At 61.8% G+C, this 16,714-nt stretch carries 18 protein-coding genes and 1 other RNA gene; 7 read left to right on the top strand and 12 right to left on the bottom strand.

Annotated features, from left to right (window positions below; genetic code table 11):
* Positions 1-39: 39 nt before the first annotated feature.
* The 3 genes from NKH04_RS02595 to ssrS form a co-directional block, all read right to left on the bottom strand.
* A complete protein-coding gene (locus tag NKH04_RS02595; RefSeq protein WP_352872747.1) occupies positions 40-864 on the bottom strand; it encodes a TIGR00282 family metallophosphoesterase in 825 nt (274 codons plus the stop codon).
* Between the two features lie 81 nt (positions 865-945).
* Positions 946-1,533: a 5-formyltetrahydrofolate cyclo-ligase gene (locus NKH04_RS02590; protein ID WP_352450855.1), complete on the bottom strand. Its 588-nt coding sequence runs from the start codon at positions 1,531-1,533 to the stop codon at positions 946-948.
* A 140-nt stretch (positions 1,534-1,673) separates the two neighbouring features.
* Positions 1,674-1,829, bottom strand: a non-coding RNA gene (ssrS, locus tag NKH04_RS02585) — 6S RNA.
* 176 nt (positions 1,830-2,005) lie between these two features.
* Between ssrS and NKH04_RS02580 the strand changes: the two genes are divergently transcribed.
* From NKH04_RS02580 to msrB, 7 genes are all read left to right on the top strand, one after another.
* Positions 2,006-2,845, top strand: a complete 840-nt coding sequence (locus tag NKH04_RS02580; protein WP_352540325.1) for an AAA family ATPase — start codon at positions 2,006-2,008, stop codon at positions 2,843-2,845.
* 107 nt (positions 2,846-2,952) lie between these two features.
* Positions 2,953-3,399, top strand: coding sequence for a GNAT family N-acetyltransferase (locus NKH04_RS02575; RefSeq protein WP_352814863.1), 447 nt, complete (start codon positions 2,953-2,955; stop codon positions 3,397-3,399).
* Between the two features lie 61 nt (positions 3,400-3,460).
* On the top strand, positions 3,461-3,655 hold the full coding sequence (locus tag NKH04_RS02570) for a type II toxin-antitoxin system HicA family toxin (RefSeq protein WP_126104508.1): 195 nt from the start codon (positions 3,461-3,463) through the stop codon (positions 3,653-3,655).
* A 9-nt stretch (positions 3,656-3,664) separates the two neighbouring features.
* A complete protein-coding gene (locus NKH04_RS02565; RefSeq protein WP_254816428.1) occupies positions 3,665-4,069 on the top strand; it encodes a type II toxin-antitoxin system HicB family antitoxin in 405 nt (134 codons plus the stop codon).
* A 9-nt stretch (positions 4,070-4,078) separates the two neighbouring features.
* Positions 4,079-5,269 carry a vWA domain-containing protein gene (locus NKH04_RS02560; protein WP_352831303.1) on the top strand — a complete coding sequence of 397 codons (1,191 nt, stop codon included), beginning with the start codon at positions 4,079-4,081 and terminating at the stop codon, positions 5,267-5,269.
* Positions 5,270-6,091 (top strand): MBL fold metallo-hydrolase, encoded by an 822-nt coding sequence (locus tag NKH04_RS02555; protein ID WP_352768406.1) that lies wholly within the window; start codon positions 5,270-5,272, stop codon positions 6,089-6,091. It begins immediately after the preceding gene.
* 109 nt (positions 6,092-6,200) lie between these two features.
* Positions 6,201-6,605 (top strand): peptide-methionine (R)-S-oxide reductase MsrB, encoded by a 405-nt coding sequence (gene msrB, locus NKH04_RS02550; RefSeq protein WP_027152870.1) that lies wholly within the window; start codon positions 6,201-6,203, stop codon positions 6,603-6,605.
* Positions 6,606-6,608: 3 nt separating this feature from the next.
* On the opposite strand, the gene NKH04_RS02545 is transcribed toward msrB, so the two are convergent.
* The 9 genes from NKH04_RS02545 to livM all read right to left on the bottom strand — a co-directional run bounded on the left by NKH04_RS02545 (position 6,609) and on the right by livM (position 16,712).
* A complete protein-coding gene (locus NKH04_RS02545) occupies positions 6,609-6,923 on the bottom strand; it encodes a hypothetical protein (protein WP_023678043.1) in 315 nt (104 codons plus the stop codon).
* A gap of 69 nt (positions 6,924-6,992) precedes the next feature.
* The gene (locus NKH04_RS02540) at positions 6,993-7,433 is read right to left on the bottom strand and encodes a hypothetical protein (RefSeq protein WP_352683328.1); all 441 of its coding nucleotides are present in this window, start codon (positions 7,431-7,433) and stop codon (positions 6,993-6,995) included.
* A gap of 61 nt (positions 7,434-7,494) precedes the next feature.
* A complete protein-coding gene (locus NKH04_RS02535; RefSeq protein WP_023719653.1) occupies positions 7,495-7,755 on the bottom strand; it encodes a DUF2312 domain-containing protein in 261 nt (86 codons plus the stop codon).
* A gap of 160 nt (positions 7,756-7,915) precedes the next feature.
* On the bottom strand, positions 7,916-11,374 hold the full coding sequence (gene pyc, locus NKH04_RS02530; protein ID WP_352768410.1) for a pyruvate carboxylase: 3,459 nt from the start codon (positions 11,372-11,374) through the stop codon (positions 7,916-7,918).
* Between the two features lie 191 nt (positions 11,375-11,565).
* The gene (locus tag NKH04_RS02525; RefSeq protein WP_352471237.1) at positions 11,566-12,684 is read right to left on the bottom strand and encodes a branched-chain amino acid ABC transporter substrate-binding protein; all 1,119 of its coding nucleotides are present in this window, start codon (positions 12,682-12,684) and stop codon (positions 11,566-11,568) included.
* Positions 12,685-12,822: 138 nt separating this feature from the next.
* Positions 12,823-13,170, bottom strand: a complete 348-nt coding sequence (locus tag NKH04_RS02520) for a DUF6867 family protein (protein ID WP_352471238.1) — start codon at positions 13,168-13,170, stop codon at positions 12,823-12,825.
* A 19-nt stretch (positions 13,171-13,189) separates the two neighbouring features.
* On the bottom strand, positions 13,190-13,918 hold the full coding sequence (locus NKH04_RS02515) for an ABC transporter ATP-binding protein (RefSeq protein ID WP_352471239.1): 729 nt from the start codon (positions 13,916-13,918) through the stop codon (positions 13,190-13,192).
* Positions 13,918-15,084 (bottom strand): ABC transporter ATP-binding protein, encoded by a 1,167-nt coding sequence (locus NKH04_RS02510; protein ID WP_352540330.1) that lies wholly within the window; start codon positions 15,082-15,084, stop codon positions 13,918-13,920. The genes NKH04_RS02515 and NKH04_RS02510 overlap by 1 nt, the downstream gene beginning before the upstream one ends.
* Complete coding sequence (gene livM, locus NKH04_RS02505; protein WP_352767577.1) at positions 15,084-16,712, bottom strand: high-affinity branched-chain amino acid ABC transporter permease LivM; 1,629 nt, start codon at positions 16,710-16,712, stop codon at positions 15,084-15,086. The genes NKH04_RS02510 and livM overlap by 1 nt, the downstream gene beginning before the upstream one ends.
* Positions 16,713-16,714: the final 2 nt, after the last annotated feature.

Genomic DNA, 16,714 nt, shown 5'->3' with positions numbered 1-16,714 from the left:
TTCGCCGGCAATTGGGTACTGCAAGCGTCCATATCAATGTCACGACCAGAAGGATGGCGCCGTTTCCTCCAGCCGCGGGCCGCGGCGAAACGGCGCGATCCGTTCGGTCAGGCCGCTACGGTCGGAAATGTCGACGCCGACGCCGCACAATGTCGCCGGTCCGCTCGACGCCTCGAAGCGGCCTTTCGGCACCTTGGACAGGAACCGGTTGAGCGGCTCCTCCTTGTCCATGCCGAGCGAGGAATCGTAATCGCCGCACATGCCGGCATCGGAAATATAACCGGTGCCGCCATTGAGGATCTGGTGATCGCCGGTCGGCTGATGCGTGTGGGTGCCGACAACAAGGCTGGCACGGCCGTCGACAAAGTGGGCGAAACACATTTTTTCCGAGGTCGCCTCGGCATGGAAATCGATGACGATCGCATCGGCCTGCTCACCAAGCGGACAAGCGGCAAGTTCGCGCTCGCCGGCCTGGAACGGATCGTCGAGCTCGGGATGCATGAACACCCGGCCCATGATGTTGGCGACCAGCACGCGCGCGCCGTTCCTGGCGACGTAGACGCCTGAGCCGCGCCCCGGCGTACCCTTGGGGAAATTGGACGGACGCAGGAAGCGCTCTTCGCGCGGCGCGAAAATCAGCGCATCGCGCTGGTCCCAGACATGGTTGCCGGTGGTGACGACATCGGCGCCGGCCGAGATCGTCTCGCGAAAAATTTCCTCGGTGATGCCGAAGCCGCCGGCGGCGTTCTCGCCATTGACGATGACGAAGTCGAGTTTGAAATCCGAGATCAGGCCGGGCAGTTGTTCCCACACCGCCGTACGTCCTGTCTTGCCGACCATGTCGCCGAGGAAGAGAAGTCTCATATAAGCGTGATCCCGAACCGAAGGTCAGCGAAGCAAAAAGCTGCATGACTTTCGGAAAAGACCATGCGTCCAGGAACTTATCTACAATTTCGGCGCGAACCGGCGCAACCCGCTCTCGGTGAGTATTTCCGGAATGATCACGTCATGCGGCTCGTCCGGCACCAAGGCCACCTCCTGGCAGTCGAAGGCAATGCCGATCAGCCGCGGCTGCTGCCCCTTGTCGGCCAGCCGCGCGATCGCCCGGTCATAATAGCCGGCGCCGTAACCGATGCGGTGGCCGCGCGCATCGAAGGCGGCAAGCGGCACCAGCATCATTTGGGGATCGAGCACCTCGGCTTCCTCATGCGGCCCGACGGTGCCGAAGCCCATGTCGATCATCGGCGCGCCGCGCACCAGTTCGCGAAAAACGATGGTGGTCTTGTTGAGGATGGCCGGCAGGCAGAGCCTTGCCCCCTTTTCGCGCAAGGCAAACATCAGCGGCCGGACGTCGACTTCCGAGCGCATCGGCCAGAAGCCTGAGACGATCTGGGCCGGCTCGACCGTGATCCGGTCGCGCGCCGTCTCGGCCATTTCGAGTGCTGCCTCCACCCGCCAGAAAGGATCGAGCGCGTCGCGGCGCCCGAGGGCTTGGTTGCGGAGAGTTTTTTTCAGGTCTTTTGGGGATGTCATGCGCCGACGTTAGAAAAGGTCAGATTTGGATGGAGTTTTACGAGCGACGTTTTGGAGGAGCGGGGCGAGCTTTCGTTCGTGAGAGCACCGCACAAAGCGGCGCGACGACAAGATCCGCCAGACATTGCCTTTTCGACAGGTGACGATCCACACAACCGGTGGAGAGAGCGATCCCGGGAACCTACAAAGTAGGTGGGCGCCGTATGAGAAAACCCACGGGTCTTCCCAGGGACAGCTCCCTAGGGATCATTAAGGCCCCGGGGAAAATGTTCTCCTGCCGGGAAGCGCAGACCGTCTCCGCCAATATAGGCAGACGGCAGACCAAGCGCCAGAGAGACGACATGTTTCGAGTCTTAAATCGACGCAGAACCGCTCGACGAGGGTCGCGCCGGCAAGATCCCCGCTTTGCCAGCAGCGCCTTGCACAGCGAAGGCCGCCTCCTTAGGGTCGCGCGATGAACCCGGGAGCAAAAATGCGTTTTGAAGGCACGGCAGCCTATGTCGCCGACAAGGATCTGATGGTGGCGGTCAACGCGGCGATCGCGCTCGAGCGGCCGTTGCTGGTCAAGGGCGAGCCCGGTACCGGCAAGACCGAACTTGCCCGCCAGGTGGCGGCGGCGCTCGGCATCGATCTGATCGAATGGCATGTCAAATCGACCACGCGGGCGCAGCAGGGCCTCTATGAATATGATGCCGTCTCGCGGCTGCGCGACAGCCAGCTCGGCGACGAGCGCTTCAACGACATCCGCAATTACATCAAGCGCGGCAAGCTGTGGGACGCCTTTGCTGCCGGCAAGAAAGTCGTGCTTCTGATCGACGAGATCGACAAGGCCGATATCGAGTTCCCCAACGATCTGTTGCAGGAACTGGATCGGATGGAGTTCTTCGTCTACGAGACCGGCGAGACCATCCGTGCCACAGTCCGGCCGATCGTCATCATCACCTCCAACAACGAAAAAGAGCTGCCGGACGCCTTCCTGCGCCGCTGCTTCTTCCACTACATCCGCTTTCCCGACGTCGAGACGCTGCACAAAATCGTCGACGTGCACTATCCCGGCATCAAGCAGAACCTGGTGCGCGCCGCACTCACGCAATTCTATGAAATCCGTGACGTGCCGGGCCTCAAGAAGAAGCCGTCGACCTCCGAGGCACTCGACTGGATCCGCCTGCTGGTCGCCGACGAGATCGCGCCCGAGGACCTGCGCGCCGACCCGAAGAACGTGCTGCCCAAGCTGCATGGCGCGTTGCTGAAGAACGAACAGGACGTGCATCTGTTCGAGCGCCTGGCCTTTATGGCGAGACGGCAGGGGTGAGGGGCGGTCGGCCGGAAGCCGCCGGACAGCGCTTTCCCTTCGCTGGACCGTTGCAGCCAGCGAGGCGTGAAGGCAGCTTCGGGTTGCCGACTTCAGAGGGAAATGAAATGACCGAGATCACCGTCCGCCCGCTTGTGCAATCCGACCACGCCGATTGGCGGCGTCTTTGGACCGCCTATCTCACCTTCTACGAAACCAAGCTGCCGGAAGAGGTTTACGCCGTCACCTGGAAGCGGCTGTTCACGGCGGGCGAGTTCGAGCCGAAAGGCTTCATCGCCACCCTCGACGGCAAGGCCGTCGGCCTGACGCACTATCTCTACCATCGCTCCTGCTGGTCGCAGATAAACAACTGTTACCTGCAGGACCTGTTCGCCGACCCCGATGTACGCGGCAAGGGCGTCGGCGCCGCCCTGATCGAAGCGGTCAAGCAGGAAGCCGGCAAGATCGGCGTCAAGAACGTCTACTGGATGACCCACGAAACCAACACCACCGCGCGCAAGCTCTACGACCACGTGGCGCGCAGGACCGGCTTCATCGAATACGATCTGCTATGATGAGGCCAACGATTGAAATAATCACCTGTGCGCAATATATTGCACATGATCAGGGGCGACAGTGCCGCTGATCGAGACCAACACGCGCAAGATTGTCACGAGGCTTTTACGTGACGGCTGGGTGAACGTAGGCGGCGGCAAACACGAGAAGTACGAGCATCCGGAAAGGCCGGAGATCATGATTATCGTGCCGCGGCATCGCGAACAATCTCTGGGTGTTGCGCGGTCGATCGCCCGGCTTGCTGGATGGATTTAAGGACGAATCATGACGCACTATGTCGGAATTCTTGACGGCGCAGATGAAGTCTGGGGAGTGCGGGTGCCTGATCTTCCCGGATGTCACGGCGGTGGCGCAAGTCCCGAAGAGGCGATAGCCGATGCGACTTCTGCCGTTCGCGAATGGGCAGAGACACGAATGGCGAAGAACTTGCCCTTGCCCGCGGCGCGCACTGTGGCAGATCTGCTCCGACTGGGCGAAGTCGATAGCGCTGCCGGTGAATCCGCCGTGATGATCCCTGTGCTGATCGATTCCGGACGGCCTGTCCGGGCCAATCTGTCGCTCGACGCAGGTCTTTTGGCGGCAATCGACGAAGAAGCGGGTCGGCGTGGTCTGACGCGTTCCGCCTTTATCGCCAGCGCCGCACGGGAGAAGATCGAGGGACACAGATAAAGTCGGACCATGTTCATCCCCTTCTTCCTCGAACTGAAGGCAGCGCGGGTTCCGGTCTCGCTCCGCGAATATCTGTCGCTGCTGGAGGGGCTGGAGGCCGGGCTGGTCGACTATGATGTCGAGGGCTTTTACTATCTCGCCCGCGCCGCTCTGGTGAAGGACGAGCGCCACATCGACCGCTTCGACCAGGTCTTTTCGCACATCTTCAAAGGTGTCGAGGCGCAAGCTGGCGAAAACGCGGTCGATGTCGCAAACATCCCGGAGGAATGGCTGCGGAGGCTCGCCGAAAAGCACCTGACCGACGAGGAGAGGAAGCTGATCGAGGCGCTGGGCGGCTTCGGAAAGCTGATGGAGACGCTGAAGAAGCGGTTGGAGGAGCAAAACGGCCGGCATCAGGGCGGTTCGAAATGGATCGGCACCGGCGGCACCTCGCCCTTCGGCGCCTATGGCTACAATCCCGAAGGCGTGCGCATCGGCCAGCACGAAAGCCGCAACCGCCGCGCGGTAAAAGTCTGGGACAAACGCGAGTTCAGGAATTTCGATGACGCCGTCGAACTCGGCACCCGCAACATCAAGGTCGCGCTGAAGCGCTTGCGCCGCTGGGTGCGCGAAGGCGCCGAACAGGAATTCGACCTGCCCGGCACCATCCACGCCACCGCCGAGCACGGTTATCTTGACGTTAAGACACAACCCGAACGTCGCAATGCCGTGAAGCTGCTGATGTTCTTCGATGTCGGCGGCTCGATGGACGACCATGTCAGGAGTGTCGAGGAGCTGTTTTCGGCCGCCCGCGCCGAGTTCCGCCAGCTCGAATATTTCTATTTCCACAACTGCCTCTACGAGGGCGTGTGGAAGGACAATCGCCGCCGCCATGCCGAGGTGATTCCGACCTTCGATCTCCTCCATAAATATGGCCCCGACTACAAGGTGATCGTCGTCGGCGACGCCTCGATGAGCCCCTATGAGATCGCTCAACCCGGCGGCTCGGTCGAGCATTGGAACAAGGAGGCCGGCGCCGTCTGGCTCGGCAGGCTGCTGCAGCAATGGCCGAACGCCATTTGGCTCAATCCGGAAGACGCGAAGAACTGGGGTTTTACCCATTCGATTGCCATGATCCGCGATATTTTTGGCGGCCGCATGTTTCCGCTGACGCTCGCCGGCCTCGAAGCCGCGACGAAGCAACTTTCAAGGAAGCACTGAATGGATCCACGCAAAACAGGACGGTCGACCTGTTTCCTTTGCCTGCAATGCGGTGTCCAGTTCGCGGCGACAGCGACGCCGCCGCGACATTGCCCGATCTGCGAGGACGAGCGGCAATATGTGCGCTGGGAAGGTCAGGCCTGGACCACGCCGGAAGAGCTCGCCGCCGGCCATCGGGTCGTGATCAAGGATGATGCCGGCGTGCTCGCCTTCGGCATCGAGCCACGCTTCGCTATCGGCCAGCGCGCATTGCTGGCGCAAACGCCGCACGGCAATGTGCTGTGGGACTGCATCTCGATGGTCAGCGACGAGGCGGTGGCCGAGATCAACCGCCGGGGCGGCCTGACCGCCATCGCCATTTCGCACTGCCATTATTATTCGGCAATGGTCGAATGGAGCGGGGCGTTTGGCGGCGTGCCGATTTATCTGCACGCCGATGATCGTCAGTGGATCATGCGGCCGCATCCGGCAATCATCAGTTGGGAAGGCGAGATGCGCGCCATAAACCCGTCGCTGACGCTCATCCGCTGCGGCGGCCACTTTGCCGGTGGCCAGGTACTGCACTGGAAGCGCGACCGCGGCAATGCCATCCTGGCCGGCGACATCCTGCAGGTGACGCCGACCCGCCGTCATGTCAGCTTCATGTACAGCTATCCGAACTATATCCCGCTCAACGCGACGAAAGTGCTCGGCATCAAGGCCGCGCTGGAGCCTTTCGCGTTCGACCATATCTACGGCGCATGGTGGAACCAGAACGTCATCGGAGATGCAAAGGCAGCATTTTCAGCATCGGTTGCGCGCTATCTCGCGGCCATCGCCTGAGGGATTCTTCGCAGCAGGACAGGAAATACGAGCAAACGCCGTAACAAATGCCTATTTCAGGCGAAGTTGCGAAGGCAACCCAAATAGCGACATAAGCTAAGAGGAAAAAATGGACAGCCACACCTACCCCGTTACCCGCACCGATGCCGAATGGCGCGCCCGGCTGACGCCTGAGCAATATGCGGTGATGCGCAACCACGGCACCGAGCGGCCGGGAAGCTGCGCCCTGCTGCACGAGAAGCGCGCCGGCACCTTCTCCTGCGTCGGCTGCGACCAGCCCTTGTTTGAATCCAAGCTGAAATTCGAGAGCGGCACCGGCTGGCCGAGCTTCAACGACCCAGTGCCGGGTTCGGTCGAGACCACCGTCGACCGCAGCTACGGCATGGTCCGCACCGAATGCCATTGCGCCCGCTGCGGCAGCCATCTCGGCCATGTCTTCGAGGACGGCCCGCCACCGACCGGTCTGCGCTATTGCATCAACGGCGTGGCGCTCAAATTCGAGCCGGCCGCCTGATCGTCAGGCCACAACCACCAGGATCAGCCACAACGTGGCGCCAAGAGTCATCAGCGAGGCCATGACGCCACTCGATTTTCCGGCAGTTCGCCAAACGGCAAAGGTCAGGAAGATATTGTAGGGAACCGGCGCGAAATGCACCGCCAGGACGAGCGCAAGCGGCAGCTTCAATCCTAGCAGAATGAGCGCCGCCACCGACGACGCGACGTTGATCGCTGTGCCGACAACGACCAGGTCGCGCCAGAACAGCCGATCGAGCGGCACGCCGCCGAACCAGCGTGAGCGGAAGAAAGCGGCAACGCGCGACATGATCGTCATCGATCGACCGGCTCCCTGGCTGCTCACCAGAGCAACCCTTCCACAAGGATTGCGTCTGGAAACCCTGCTTTATTCCTGACCCAGAACGTCGGCAATCGCGCGCTCGAAACGTGAGGCTTCCGTCACCAGCCAGTCGGTCATCGCCGGCCAATTGTCCTCGGCAAAACAATTCACCCGCCACATCGAATTGATGCCGAGGCCGTCGCAACTTTGTTCTGGCCTGAGCTTCAGCCTGTCTTCGATGGCCGGCTGGAACGGCTTCAACCGCGACCAGGCTTGCGTGGCACCGAACTTCTCGTTGCGGCCGAAGAAGACGCCGACATGATTGTGCGCAGGCGCGACATACATGGAAAGGACCAATGCGAAATCGGGCAGCCCACGCTGCCAGAACCACGGTCCGCGCCTCGCCAACAGAGCCCTTTCATCCGGATGCCGTTCCGCGAACAGCGTCCAGAAGCTGCGTTGGCGGAATTCAGAGGCGCGGCGGGCGCCAAAATCGAATTCGCTCATGGCTGGAATCCATGGTCAGAACCGCTTCTCCCGCGATCGTCTCCGGCGCCGAGGCCGGCCTTTACACCATGCCGAGCGCAGCCTTGTACAGATCGAGGATGGACTCCTCTTCCTGCCGCTCGGCCTGGTCCTTCTTGCGCAGCCGGATGATCGACCGCATCGCCTTGGTGTCGAATCCGGTGCCCTTGGCCTCGGCGAACACTTCCTTGATGTCGTCGGCAATCGTCTTCTTCTCTTCCTCGAGCCGCTCGATTCGTTCGATGAAGGCGCGCAGCTGGCCGGCGGCAACAGTCTGGCTGGTCTCGGTGATGTCGTCGGCCATATTCTTCTCTCCGCGTCGTTTCTCGCCGCGACTCGGGGTGACCCGAGCGGCGAATTGCAGCGGTTCGATGCCCGACCGGGCGCGGCGGGTCAAGGTACTATCGATGCGGCATGAAGGGCTGCTGCCAGGCGCCGACAAGTCTCTCTGATGCCGGCCTGTTTCACCCGAACGCGATCAGCAGATCCTTGGCATCGATCTGGTCGCCGGCCTTGACCAGCACCTCGGCTATGGTGCCGTCGCGTTCGGCATGCAACGCCGTTTCCATCTTCATCGCTTCGATCGACAGCAGCACGTCGCCGGCCTTCACCGCCTGGCCGGCAGCGACCGCAAGCGCCGAGACGACGCCAGGCATCGGCGCGCCGACATGCGCCTCATTGCCCGGCTCCGCCTTGCGCCGTGCCTTGGCAGCGGACGCGCCATGGGCCCGGTCCGGCACCTTCACCCGGCGCGGCTGCCCGTTGAGCTCGAAGAACACGGTGACCATGCCCTTTTCGTCGACATCGCCGATGGCAAGGCAGCGCACCACCAGCGTCTTGCCTTTTTCGATGTCGACGAAAATCTCGTCTTCCGGCTTCATGCCGTAGAAATAGGTCGGCGTCGGCAGCACGCTGACCGGCCCGTAGGTCTCCTGCGCGGCGGCAAAATCGGAAAACACCTTCGGATACATCAGCCACGACGCGAATTCGAACCCGCTGAGCTTGCGCTCGAGCTTTTCCTCGACCTCCGCGCGACTGGCCTTGAGGTCCGCCGGTTTGAGCAGCGAACCCGGCCGCACCGTGATCGGCTTTTCGCCCTTCAGCACCTTCTTCTGCAATGGCTTTGGCCAGCCGCCCGGCGACTGGCCGAGATCGCCGCGCAACATCGACACCACCGAATCCGGGAAGGCGATGTCCCTCGCCGGATTCTCGACGTCGGCGACGGTCAGGTCCTGGCTCACCATCATCAGCGCCATGTCGCCGACGACCTTGGACGACGGCGTCACCTTGACGATGTCGCCGAACATCAGATTGACGTCGTGATAGGTCTGCGCCACTTCGTGCCAGCGTGTCTCCAGCCCGAGCGAGCGCGCCTGTTCCTTGAGGTTGGTGAACTGACCGCCCGGCATTTCGTGCAGATAGACCTCCGATGCCGGCCCCTTCAGGTCGCTTTCGAAGGCTGAATACTGGTTGCGCACCGCCTCCCAGTAGAACGAGATGTTCCTGATCCACTGCGGGTCGAGGCCCGGATCGCGCTCGGTGCCCTTCAGCGCCTCCACGATCGAACCCAGGCACGGCTGCGAGGTGTTGCCCGATAGCGAATCCATCGCCGCGTCGATGGCGTCGACGCCGCTCTCCACCGCCGCCAGCACGGTTGCCGCCGACAGGCCGGATGTGTCGTGGGTGTGGAAGTGGATCGGCAGGTCCGTCGCCTCGCGCAGTGCCTTGAACAGCGCGCGGGCAGCGCTCGGCTTTAGAAGCCCAGCCATGTCCTTGACGGCGATGATGTGGGCGCCTGCCGCCTGCAATTCCCTGGCCAGGCCGACATAGTATTTCAGATCGTATTTCGCCCGCGCCGGATCGAGTATGTCGCCGGTATAACAGATCGCCGCTTCGATCAGTCTGCCCTCGGCGCCGACCGCATCCATGGCCACGCGCATGTTCTCGACCCAGTTCAGGCAGTCGAAGACCCGGAACAGGTCGATGCCGCCGGCAGCGGCCTGGCGGACGAAATGCTGGACGACATTGTCGGGATAGTTGGTATAGCCGACGCCGTTGGCACCGCGCAGGAGCATCTGCAGCAGAAGGTTGGGTGCTGCCTCGCGCACCAGCGACAGCCGCTCCCATGGGTCTTCGGTGAGAAAGCGCATGGCGACGTCGAATGTGGCGCCGCCCCAGCATTCGAGCGACAAAAGCTGCGGCAGAGCACGCGCATAGGTGCCGGCAATTCCGGCAATGTCATAGGTGCGCACACGCGTCGCGAGCAAGGATTGATGCCCGTCGCGCATTGTCGTGTCGGTGACCAGCACCTCTTTTTGCTCGCGCATCCACGCGGCGAATTTCTCCGGCCCGAGCACGTCGAGCTTCTGCTTGCTGCCTTGAGGCACATTGCCGTTGAGATATGGCACTACCGGTGGCGCCGCATCGGCCTTTGGCTGCGGCCGGCCGCGCGTCTCGGGATGACCATTGACCGAAACGTCGGCAAGGTAGTTGAGCAGCTTGGTCGCGCGGTCCTGCCGCTTCACACTGGCGAACAGTTCCGGCGTCGTGTCGATGAACTTGGTGGTGTAGGAATTGTCGGCGAAGCTCGGGTGATTGATGATCGCCTCGAGGAACGTGAGGTTGGTCGCCACGCCGCGGATGCGGAATTCGCGCAGCGCCCGGTTCATGCGGGCGATGGTCTCGGCCGGCGTCGGCGCCCACGCCGTTACCTTTTCCAGCAGCGGATCGTAGAAGCGGGTGATGACCGCGCCCGAATAGGCGGTGCCGCCATCAAGGCGGATACCGAAGCCGGTGGCACCGCGATAGGCGGTGATGCGGCCATAGTCGGGGATGAAATTATGCTCGGGATCTTCCGTGGTGATGCGGCACTGCAGCGCGTGGCCGTTGAGCCTGATGTCCTTCTGCGCCGGAACGCCCGATTCCGCCGTGCCGATGGCAAAGCCGTCGAGGATATGGATCTGCGCCTTGACGATGTCGATGCCGGTCACCTGTTCGGTGACCGTGTGCTCGACCTGGATACGCGGATTGACCTCGATGAAGTAGAATTTTCCGGTATCGGCATCCTGCAGGAACTCGACCGTGCCGGCGCCGATATAGCTGGTTTCGCGCGCGATCCTCAGCGCGTAGCCGCAAAGCTCCTCGCGCTGTGACATTTCGAGGTAGGGCGCCGGCGCCCGCTCGACCACTTTCTGGTTGCGGCGCTGGATCGAACAATCGCGCTCGAACAGGTGCACGGCGTTGCCATGAGTGTCGCCCAGCACCTGCACCTCGACATGGCGTGCGCGCTCGATCAGCTTTTCGAGATAGACCTCGTCCTTGCCGAAAGCCGCCTTCGCCTCACGCTTGCCTTCCATGACCTCGCGCGCGAGATCTGCCTCGGAGCGGATGGCGCGCATGCCGCGGCCGCCGCCGCCCCAGGATGCCTTGAGCATCACCGGGTAGCCGATCGTCTTGGCGAGTTCCTTTACCGCCTCCATGTCGTCCGGCAAGGGATCGGTGGCGGGAATTACCGGCACGCCGACTTCGATCGCGAGGTTGCGAGCGGCGACCTTGTTGCCTAGCCTGCGCATCGTATCCGGCTTTGGCCCGATGAAGATGATGCCGGCCGTGGCGCAGGCCTCGGCGAATTCCGGGCTTTCCGACAGCAGGCCGTAGCCTGGATGGATGGCATCGGCGCCCGATAGCCTGGCGACGCGGATAACCTCCTCGATCGACAGATAGCTTTCTATCGGCCCCATGTCCCTGGCCAAATGCGGCCCGCGCCCGACCTGGTAGCTTTCGTCGGCCTTGAAGCGATGCAGGGAGTATTTGTCCTCCTCTGCCCAGATCGCCACGGTTTTGAGGCCGAGCTCATTGGCCGCGCGGAAGACGCGGATGGCTATTTCGGAGCGGTTGGCGACAAGGATCTTCGAGATTGCCAAGGACAGGGCTCCGGACGCGGGAAAGGGAACTGCTGGACATGATTAGCGCGAAAATGCTGCAGTGCAAACAAAAATGGAGACGTCGGCTAAACCGATTTAAATCCTTGCGGCTATGCGATGAAGCAAAAGACAAATGAAAAATGCCCGGCGCGAGGCGCCGGGCATTTTTTGGGCTGCAGGCGTTTGCCGGCTTATTGTTCGAAGTAGGTGTACTTGCCGTCGTCACCCTTCTTCCAAGTGTAGATGACGTAGTCGGGACGGGTGATGTCGCCCTTTGCGTCATAGCCGATGTCGCCGATGGCGGTCTTCCACGGGCCACTCTTCTTGATCTCTTCCGCAACCTTCTGCGCGTCATCGGAAGAGCCGACCTTGTTGGCGGCGGCGGCGACGATCTGCAGCGCGGCATAGGAGTAGAGCGTATAGGCTTCAGGCTCGAAACCGGCGGCGCGGAACTTCTCCACGAGTTCCTTGGCGTTCGGGTTCTTGCGCGGATCGGGAGCGAACGTCATCAGCGTGCCGTCGACGGCATCGCCGGCGATGGAGGCCAATTCGTTCGACACGATGCCGTCGCCGGACATGAACTGGGCCTTGAGACCCTGATCGGCGAGCTGGCGCATAATCAGGCCGGCCTCGGTGTGCAGGCCGCCATAGTAGACGACGTTGACGCCGGCATCCTTCATCTTGGCGATCAACGCCGAGAAGTCCTTGTCGCCGACATTGATGCCCTCATACATGGCTTCGGTCACGCCATCAGCATTGAGTGCCTTCTTGGTTTCGTCGGCGAGACCCTGGCCGTAAGGCGTCTTGTCGTGGACGACGGCGATCTTGCCGTCCTTAAAGTGCGCGGCGAGGTAGTCGCCGGCAACCTTGCCCTGCTGATCGTCGCGTCCGCAGGTACGGAACGTGTTCCACAGGCCCCGCTCGGTCAGCTTCGGGTTGGTCGCGGAAGGCGTGATGACGAGAATGCCGTTCTCGGCATAGACCTCTGACGCCGGAATGGTGACGCCCGAATTGAAGTGGCCGACGACATATTTGACGCCATCGGCGACAAACTTGTTGGCGACCGAGATGCCCTGCTTCGGATCCGACACGTCGTCGCCGACCTCGATCTTGATCTGCTCGCCGTTAATGCCGCCAGCCGCGTTGATATCGGCGGCAGCCTGTTCGGCGCCCTTCTGCAACTGCGCGCCGAATGCTGCGTTCGGGCCAGTGATCGGACCGGCAACGCCGATCAGGATGTCAGCCCACGCGCTGCCGCTGAACGCGACAAGCGCGGTCAGGGCGACGGCGGACAAAAGTGACTTTTTCATTGAAACGCTCCCATTTACCGAGTGGGCGTGGATGTTGCTTTCATGCGATGCCCACTCTTGCTCGCAGAAAGAGTACTTTGCCGATTTTCAGGCACTTGTCACGCCGATTCATCCCTGAAGCGCCGTTAATGATAAATGTCAACCTTTTGGTTTCCAGCTCAAAAGAGAGGCTCTTTCGTAAAGCCAATTATACTGCGTTACCATCTGGTTGGTGCGCGTGTATTGGTAGCCAATGAAGCCCAATATCATCAGCACGATGGTGTCGACCACGTAGTAATGCAGCGAAAACATCGTTCCGCCGAACAGCGCATGATGGATGAATCTTACGCCGATGCCGAGCCCCAGCATGTAGGCGAACAACTGGGCGAAGCTGCGCCACGTCTGCGCACATGCCTTGCCCGTCATCCACGCCGCCCAGCCGCCGAGCAGGCAGGTGACGAAGAAGAACTGCCAGATCGAGGGTTCCTCATAGACAATGCCCTGCATGATTGATGTCTCCTGAAACTCAGTGATGGCCGCCTTCGAGATAGGCGGCGCGCACCTCCGGATTGGCGAGCAACTCCTTGCCGGTGCCGCTCATCGTCACGTTGCCGTTGACCATGACATAGCCGCGCGTGGCGAGCTTCAGAGCGCCGAAGGCGTTTTGCTCGACCAGGAACACGGTCAGTCCCTGCGTGCGGTTCAGCTCCCGGATAGCGTCGAATATCTGCTTGACGATCAGCGGCGCCAGGCCAAGCGACGGCTCGTCGAGCAAAAGCAGCTTCGGCCGCGCCATCAGCGCGCGCCCGATCGACAGCATCTGCTGCTCGCCGCCGGACAGCGTGCCACCACGCTGGGCAATGCGTTCCTTCAGGCGTGGAAACAGCGTGAACACCTTCTCGACGTCCTCGTCATAATGCTCGAGGTTGTCGAGGCTGGCGCCCATTTGCAGGTTTTCCATCACCGTCATGCGCGGGAAAATGCGGCGCCCTTCCGGCGACTGGGCGATGCGCATGCGCGCGATCTCGTGGGTCGGCATCTGGGTGATGTCGGTACCGGCGAATGTGATGGTACCCGCGCGGGCGCGGGGAGCACCGAAGATGGTCATCATCAGCGTCGACTTGCCGGCGCCGTTGGCACCGATCAGCGCTACGATCTCACCTTGCTTGACCGTGACATCGACGCCGTTCAGCGCCCTGATGTTGCCGTAGTAGGTCTGGACGCCCTTGATATCGAGCAGCGTTGTGCCGGCCATTATTTCCGCCCTCCACGCCGATTAGAGGTGCCGGGAGTTTTTGACTTCACCGGAGCCTTGGAGGCCGGCTTTGCAGTGGAAGATTTTGCGGCAGAAGATTTCGCGGCCGATTTGGCTTTGGCCGGCGATCCGGACTTTGCCGCGGCACTCGACCTTGCATCGATCTGCCCGGCTTTCGAAGCGCCCTTTGACACGGTGACGCGTTCGCCCTCGCTGTGGCCAACCGTGTCGGCAACCGGTCCGGCGAGATACGAAGACGACGTGCCTGGGCCGTGGGCCGCATCCGGACCCGTATCCAATTGCTCGATGACGTCTTCGTCGCCGACTTCGGTCAGCACCGTCTCGACGTCCTCGTCTTCGACGCCGAGGTAGGCAGCGATGACGCGCGGGTCGGTCCGCACCGATTGCGGGTTGCCGTCGGAGATCTTGCGCCCGTATTCGAGCACGACGACATGGTCTGAAATCTGCATAACCACCGCCATATCATGCTCGATCAAAAGGATCGACGTGCCGGTGTTGTCCTTGATGTCCATCAGCAGTGCATTGAGCGCCGCCGATTCCTTCGGATTAAGGCCGGCGGCCGGCTCGTCGAGGCACAGAAGCTCAGGGCCGGTGCACATGGCGCGAGCAATTTCGAGCCGTCGCTGCGCGCCATATGGCAGATCGCCGGCAGGATCGTCGGCGCGGTCGACGAGATCGGCCTTTTCCAGCCAGTGCTCGGCCAGTTCAACCGATTCCGCCGAAGCCTGTCTGTATCCGCTATAACCGAACAGGCCGAGAATGGTATAGCCGGACGCTTTCATCAGCTTGTTGTGCTGGGCCACCAGCAGGTTCTCCAGCAGCGTCATGCCCGAGAACAGGCGGATGTTCTGGAAGGTGCGCGCCACCTTGGCCCGCGCCGGGATTTCATGGTTCGGCAAACGTTCGAGCAGGAAGGTCGAGCCGTCGCGCCGATTGAGCGTGATCATGCCTTCCGACGGTTTGTAGAAACCGGTGATGCAATTGAACACGGTGGTCTTGCCGGCGCCGTTGGGACCGATCAGCGCGGTGATCTCGCCGCGTTTGGCCTGGAACGACAGGTCGCCGATGGCGACGAGACCGCCGAACTTCATCGACAAATGATCGACCTGCAGGATGGCATCGTTCACGGAGGGACTCGCGTTCATCAGCCGTGTCCCTCCTTGGTGAAGGACCCCGACACCGCCCTGCGCACCTTGAGGAAGGCTGTCGGCTCGCGGCTGCCGACGAAGCCGCGCGGCTTCCACAGCATGACGATGACCATGGCCATGCCGAACAACAGCATGCGATAAAGCTCCGGCGTGAAGTCGGGGCCGAACCCGGGTATAACCTTGATGTTGCCCCAACTCAGGCCGGTCTTGAGGAAATCCAGTTCGCGCAGGATTTCGGTGCCGCCGATCATCACCATCGCGGCGACGGCAATGCCGACCAGCGAGCCCATGCCGCCAAGCACGACGATGGCAAGGATGATCGCGGATTCCAGGAAGACGAAGGATTCCGGGCTGACGAAGCCTTGCCGCGCGGCAAAGAACGAGCCGGCGAAGCCGCCAAACATCGCGCCCGTGGCAAAGGCCGTGAGCTTGGTGGTGGTGGTGTTGATACCGAGCGAGCGGCAGGCGATCTCGTCCTCGCGCAGCGCTTCCCAGGCGCGGCCGACCGGCAGACGCCTGAGCCTCACGGTGACGAAGGCCGTCAGCAGACAGAGCCCAAGGATCAAATAGTAGAGGAATATCTTGTAGTAGGCACCCGATTGGGCGATGCCGAGCACCTTCGAGATGTAGTTCGGATCGGAGACGTTGAACGACATCAGGCCGAAGAAAGACACCTTCGGGATGCCGGAAATGCCGGCCGAGCCGTTGGTCACCTCGCGCCAGTTGATGATCACCAGCCTTATGATTTCGCCGAAGGCGAGCGTCACGATCGCCAGATAGTCACCGCGCAGGCGCAGCACCGGGAAGCCGAGCATCACGCCCCAGAACGCAGCCATCAGGCCAGCGGCGGGCAGCAGGATCCAGAAGGAGAGGCCGAAATGCGTGCCGAGCAGCGCATAGGCGTAGGCACCGACGGCGTAGAAGGCGACATAGCCGAGATCGAGCAAGCCGGCCAAGCCGATAACGATATTCAGCCCCCAAGCCAGCATCACGTAGATCAGGATCTGGATGCCGTAATTGTCGACATATTTCAGCGAGCCCTGGAAACCGGCGGCCATCGACCCGGCATATAGAGCCAGCACCAACACCACGATAATCGGGTAGAGCGCCAGTGCGGTTATGCCCAATGCCGAGAAATGAGCGTGAATGAAGGCCCGGAACCGATATATCAGCCAAGCCAGCGCATAGATGATTGCGAGCGCCCGCAGGAACCGCACAAAATCGGAAAGTTCCGGCCCTAAGGCCTCGGTCAGAAAGCTGCTGAGCGCGAGCAGAATAACGGCGACGGCGAGCGCCACGATGAACGCGGGAAGGCGGAAGAATCGCGAAGCCAAGCTGACCGGCAGCAGGCCGGTGGCGACGTCGACGATCTTCTGGTTCGCCAGGAAGGGCTGGCCATAGGCGACATAGAGGAAGCGTCCTGCCATGGTGGCGATCACGACGCCGGCGAGCAAGCCCCAGCGTTGCACCAGGATCAGTTCGTTGGAGATATTCTGGTCGGTTTTCAGGCCGATAAACAGCACGAACAGGCCAAGCGAGATGGCGCCGGCATAGAGCGCTTCGCGAAAAGCGCGCTGGACCGGGGTGGCGACGACGGTGCTTTCCGGAGACACGGTAACCGCCATGA

The organism is Mesorhizobium sp. M1365 (assembly GCF_040317865.1).
Lineage (GTDB): Bacteria > Pseudomonadota > Alphaproteobacteria > Rhizobiales > Rhizobiaceae > Mesorhizobium.
Note: the sequence above shows the minus strand (reverse complement) of the source record. Positions and strands in the feature narration are given on the sequence as shown.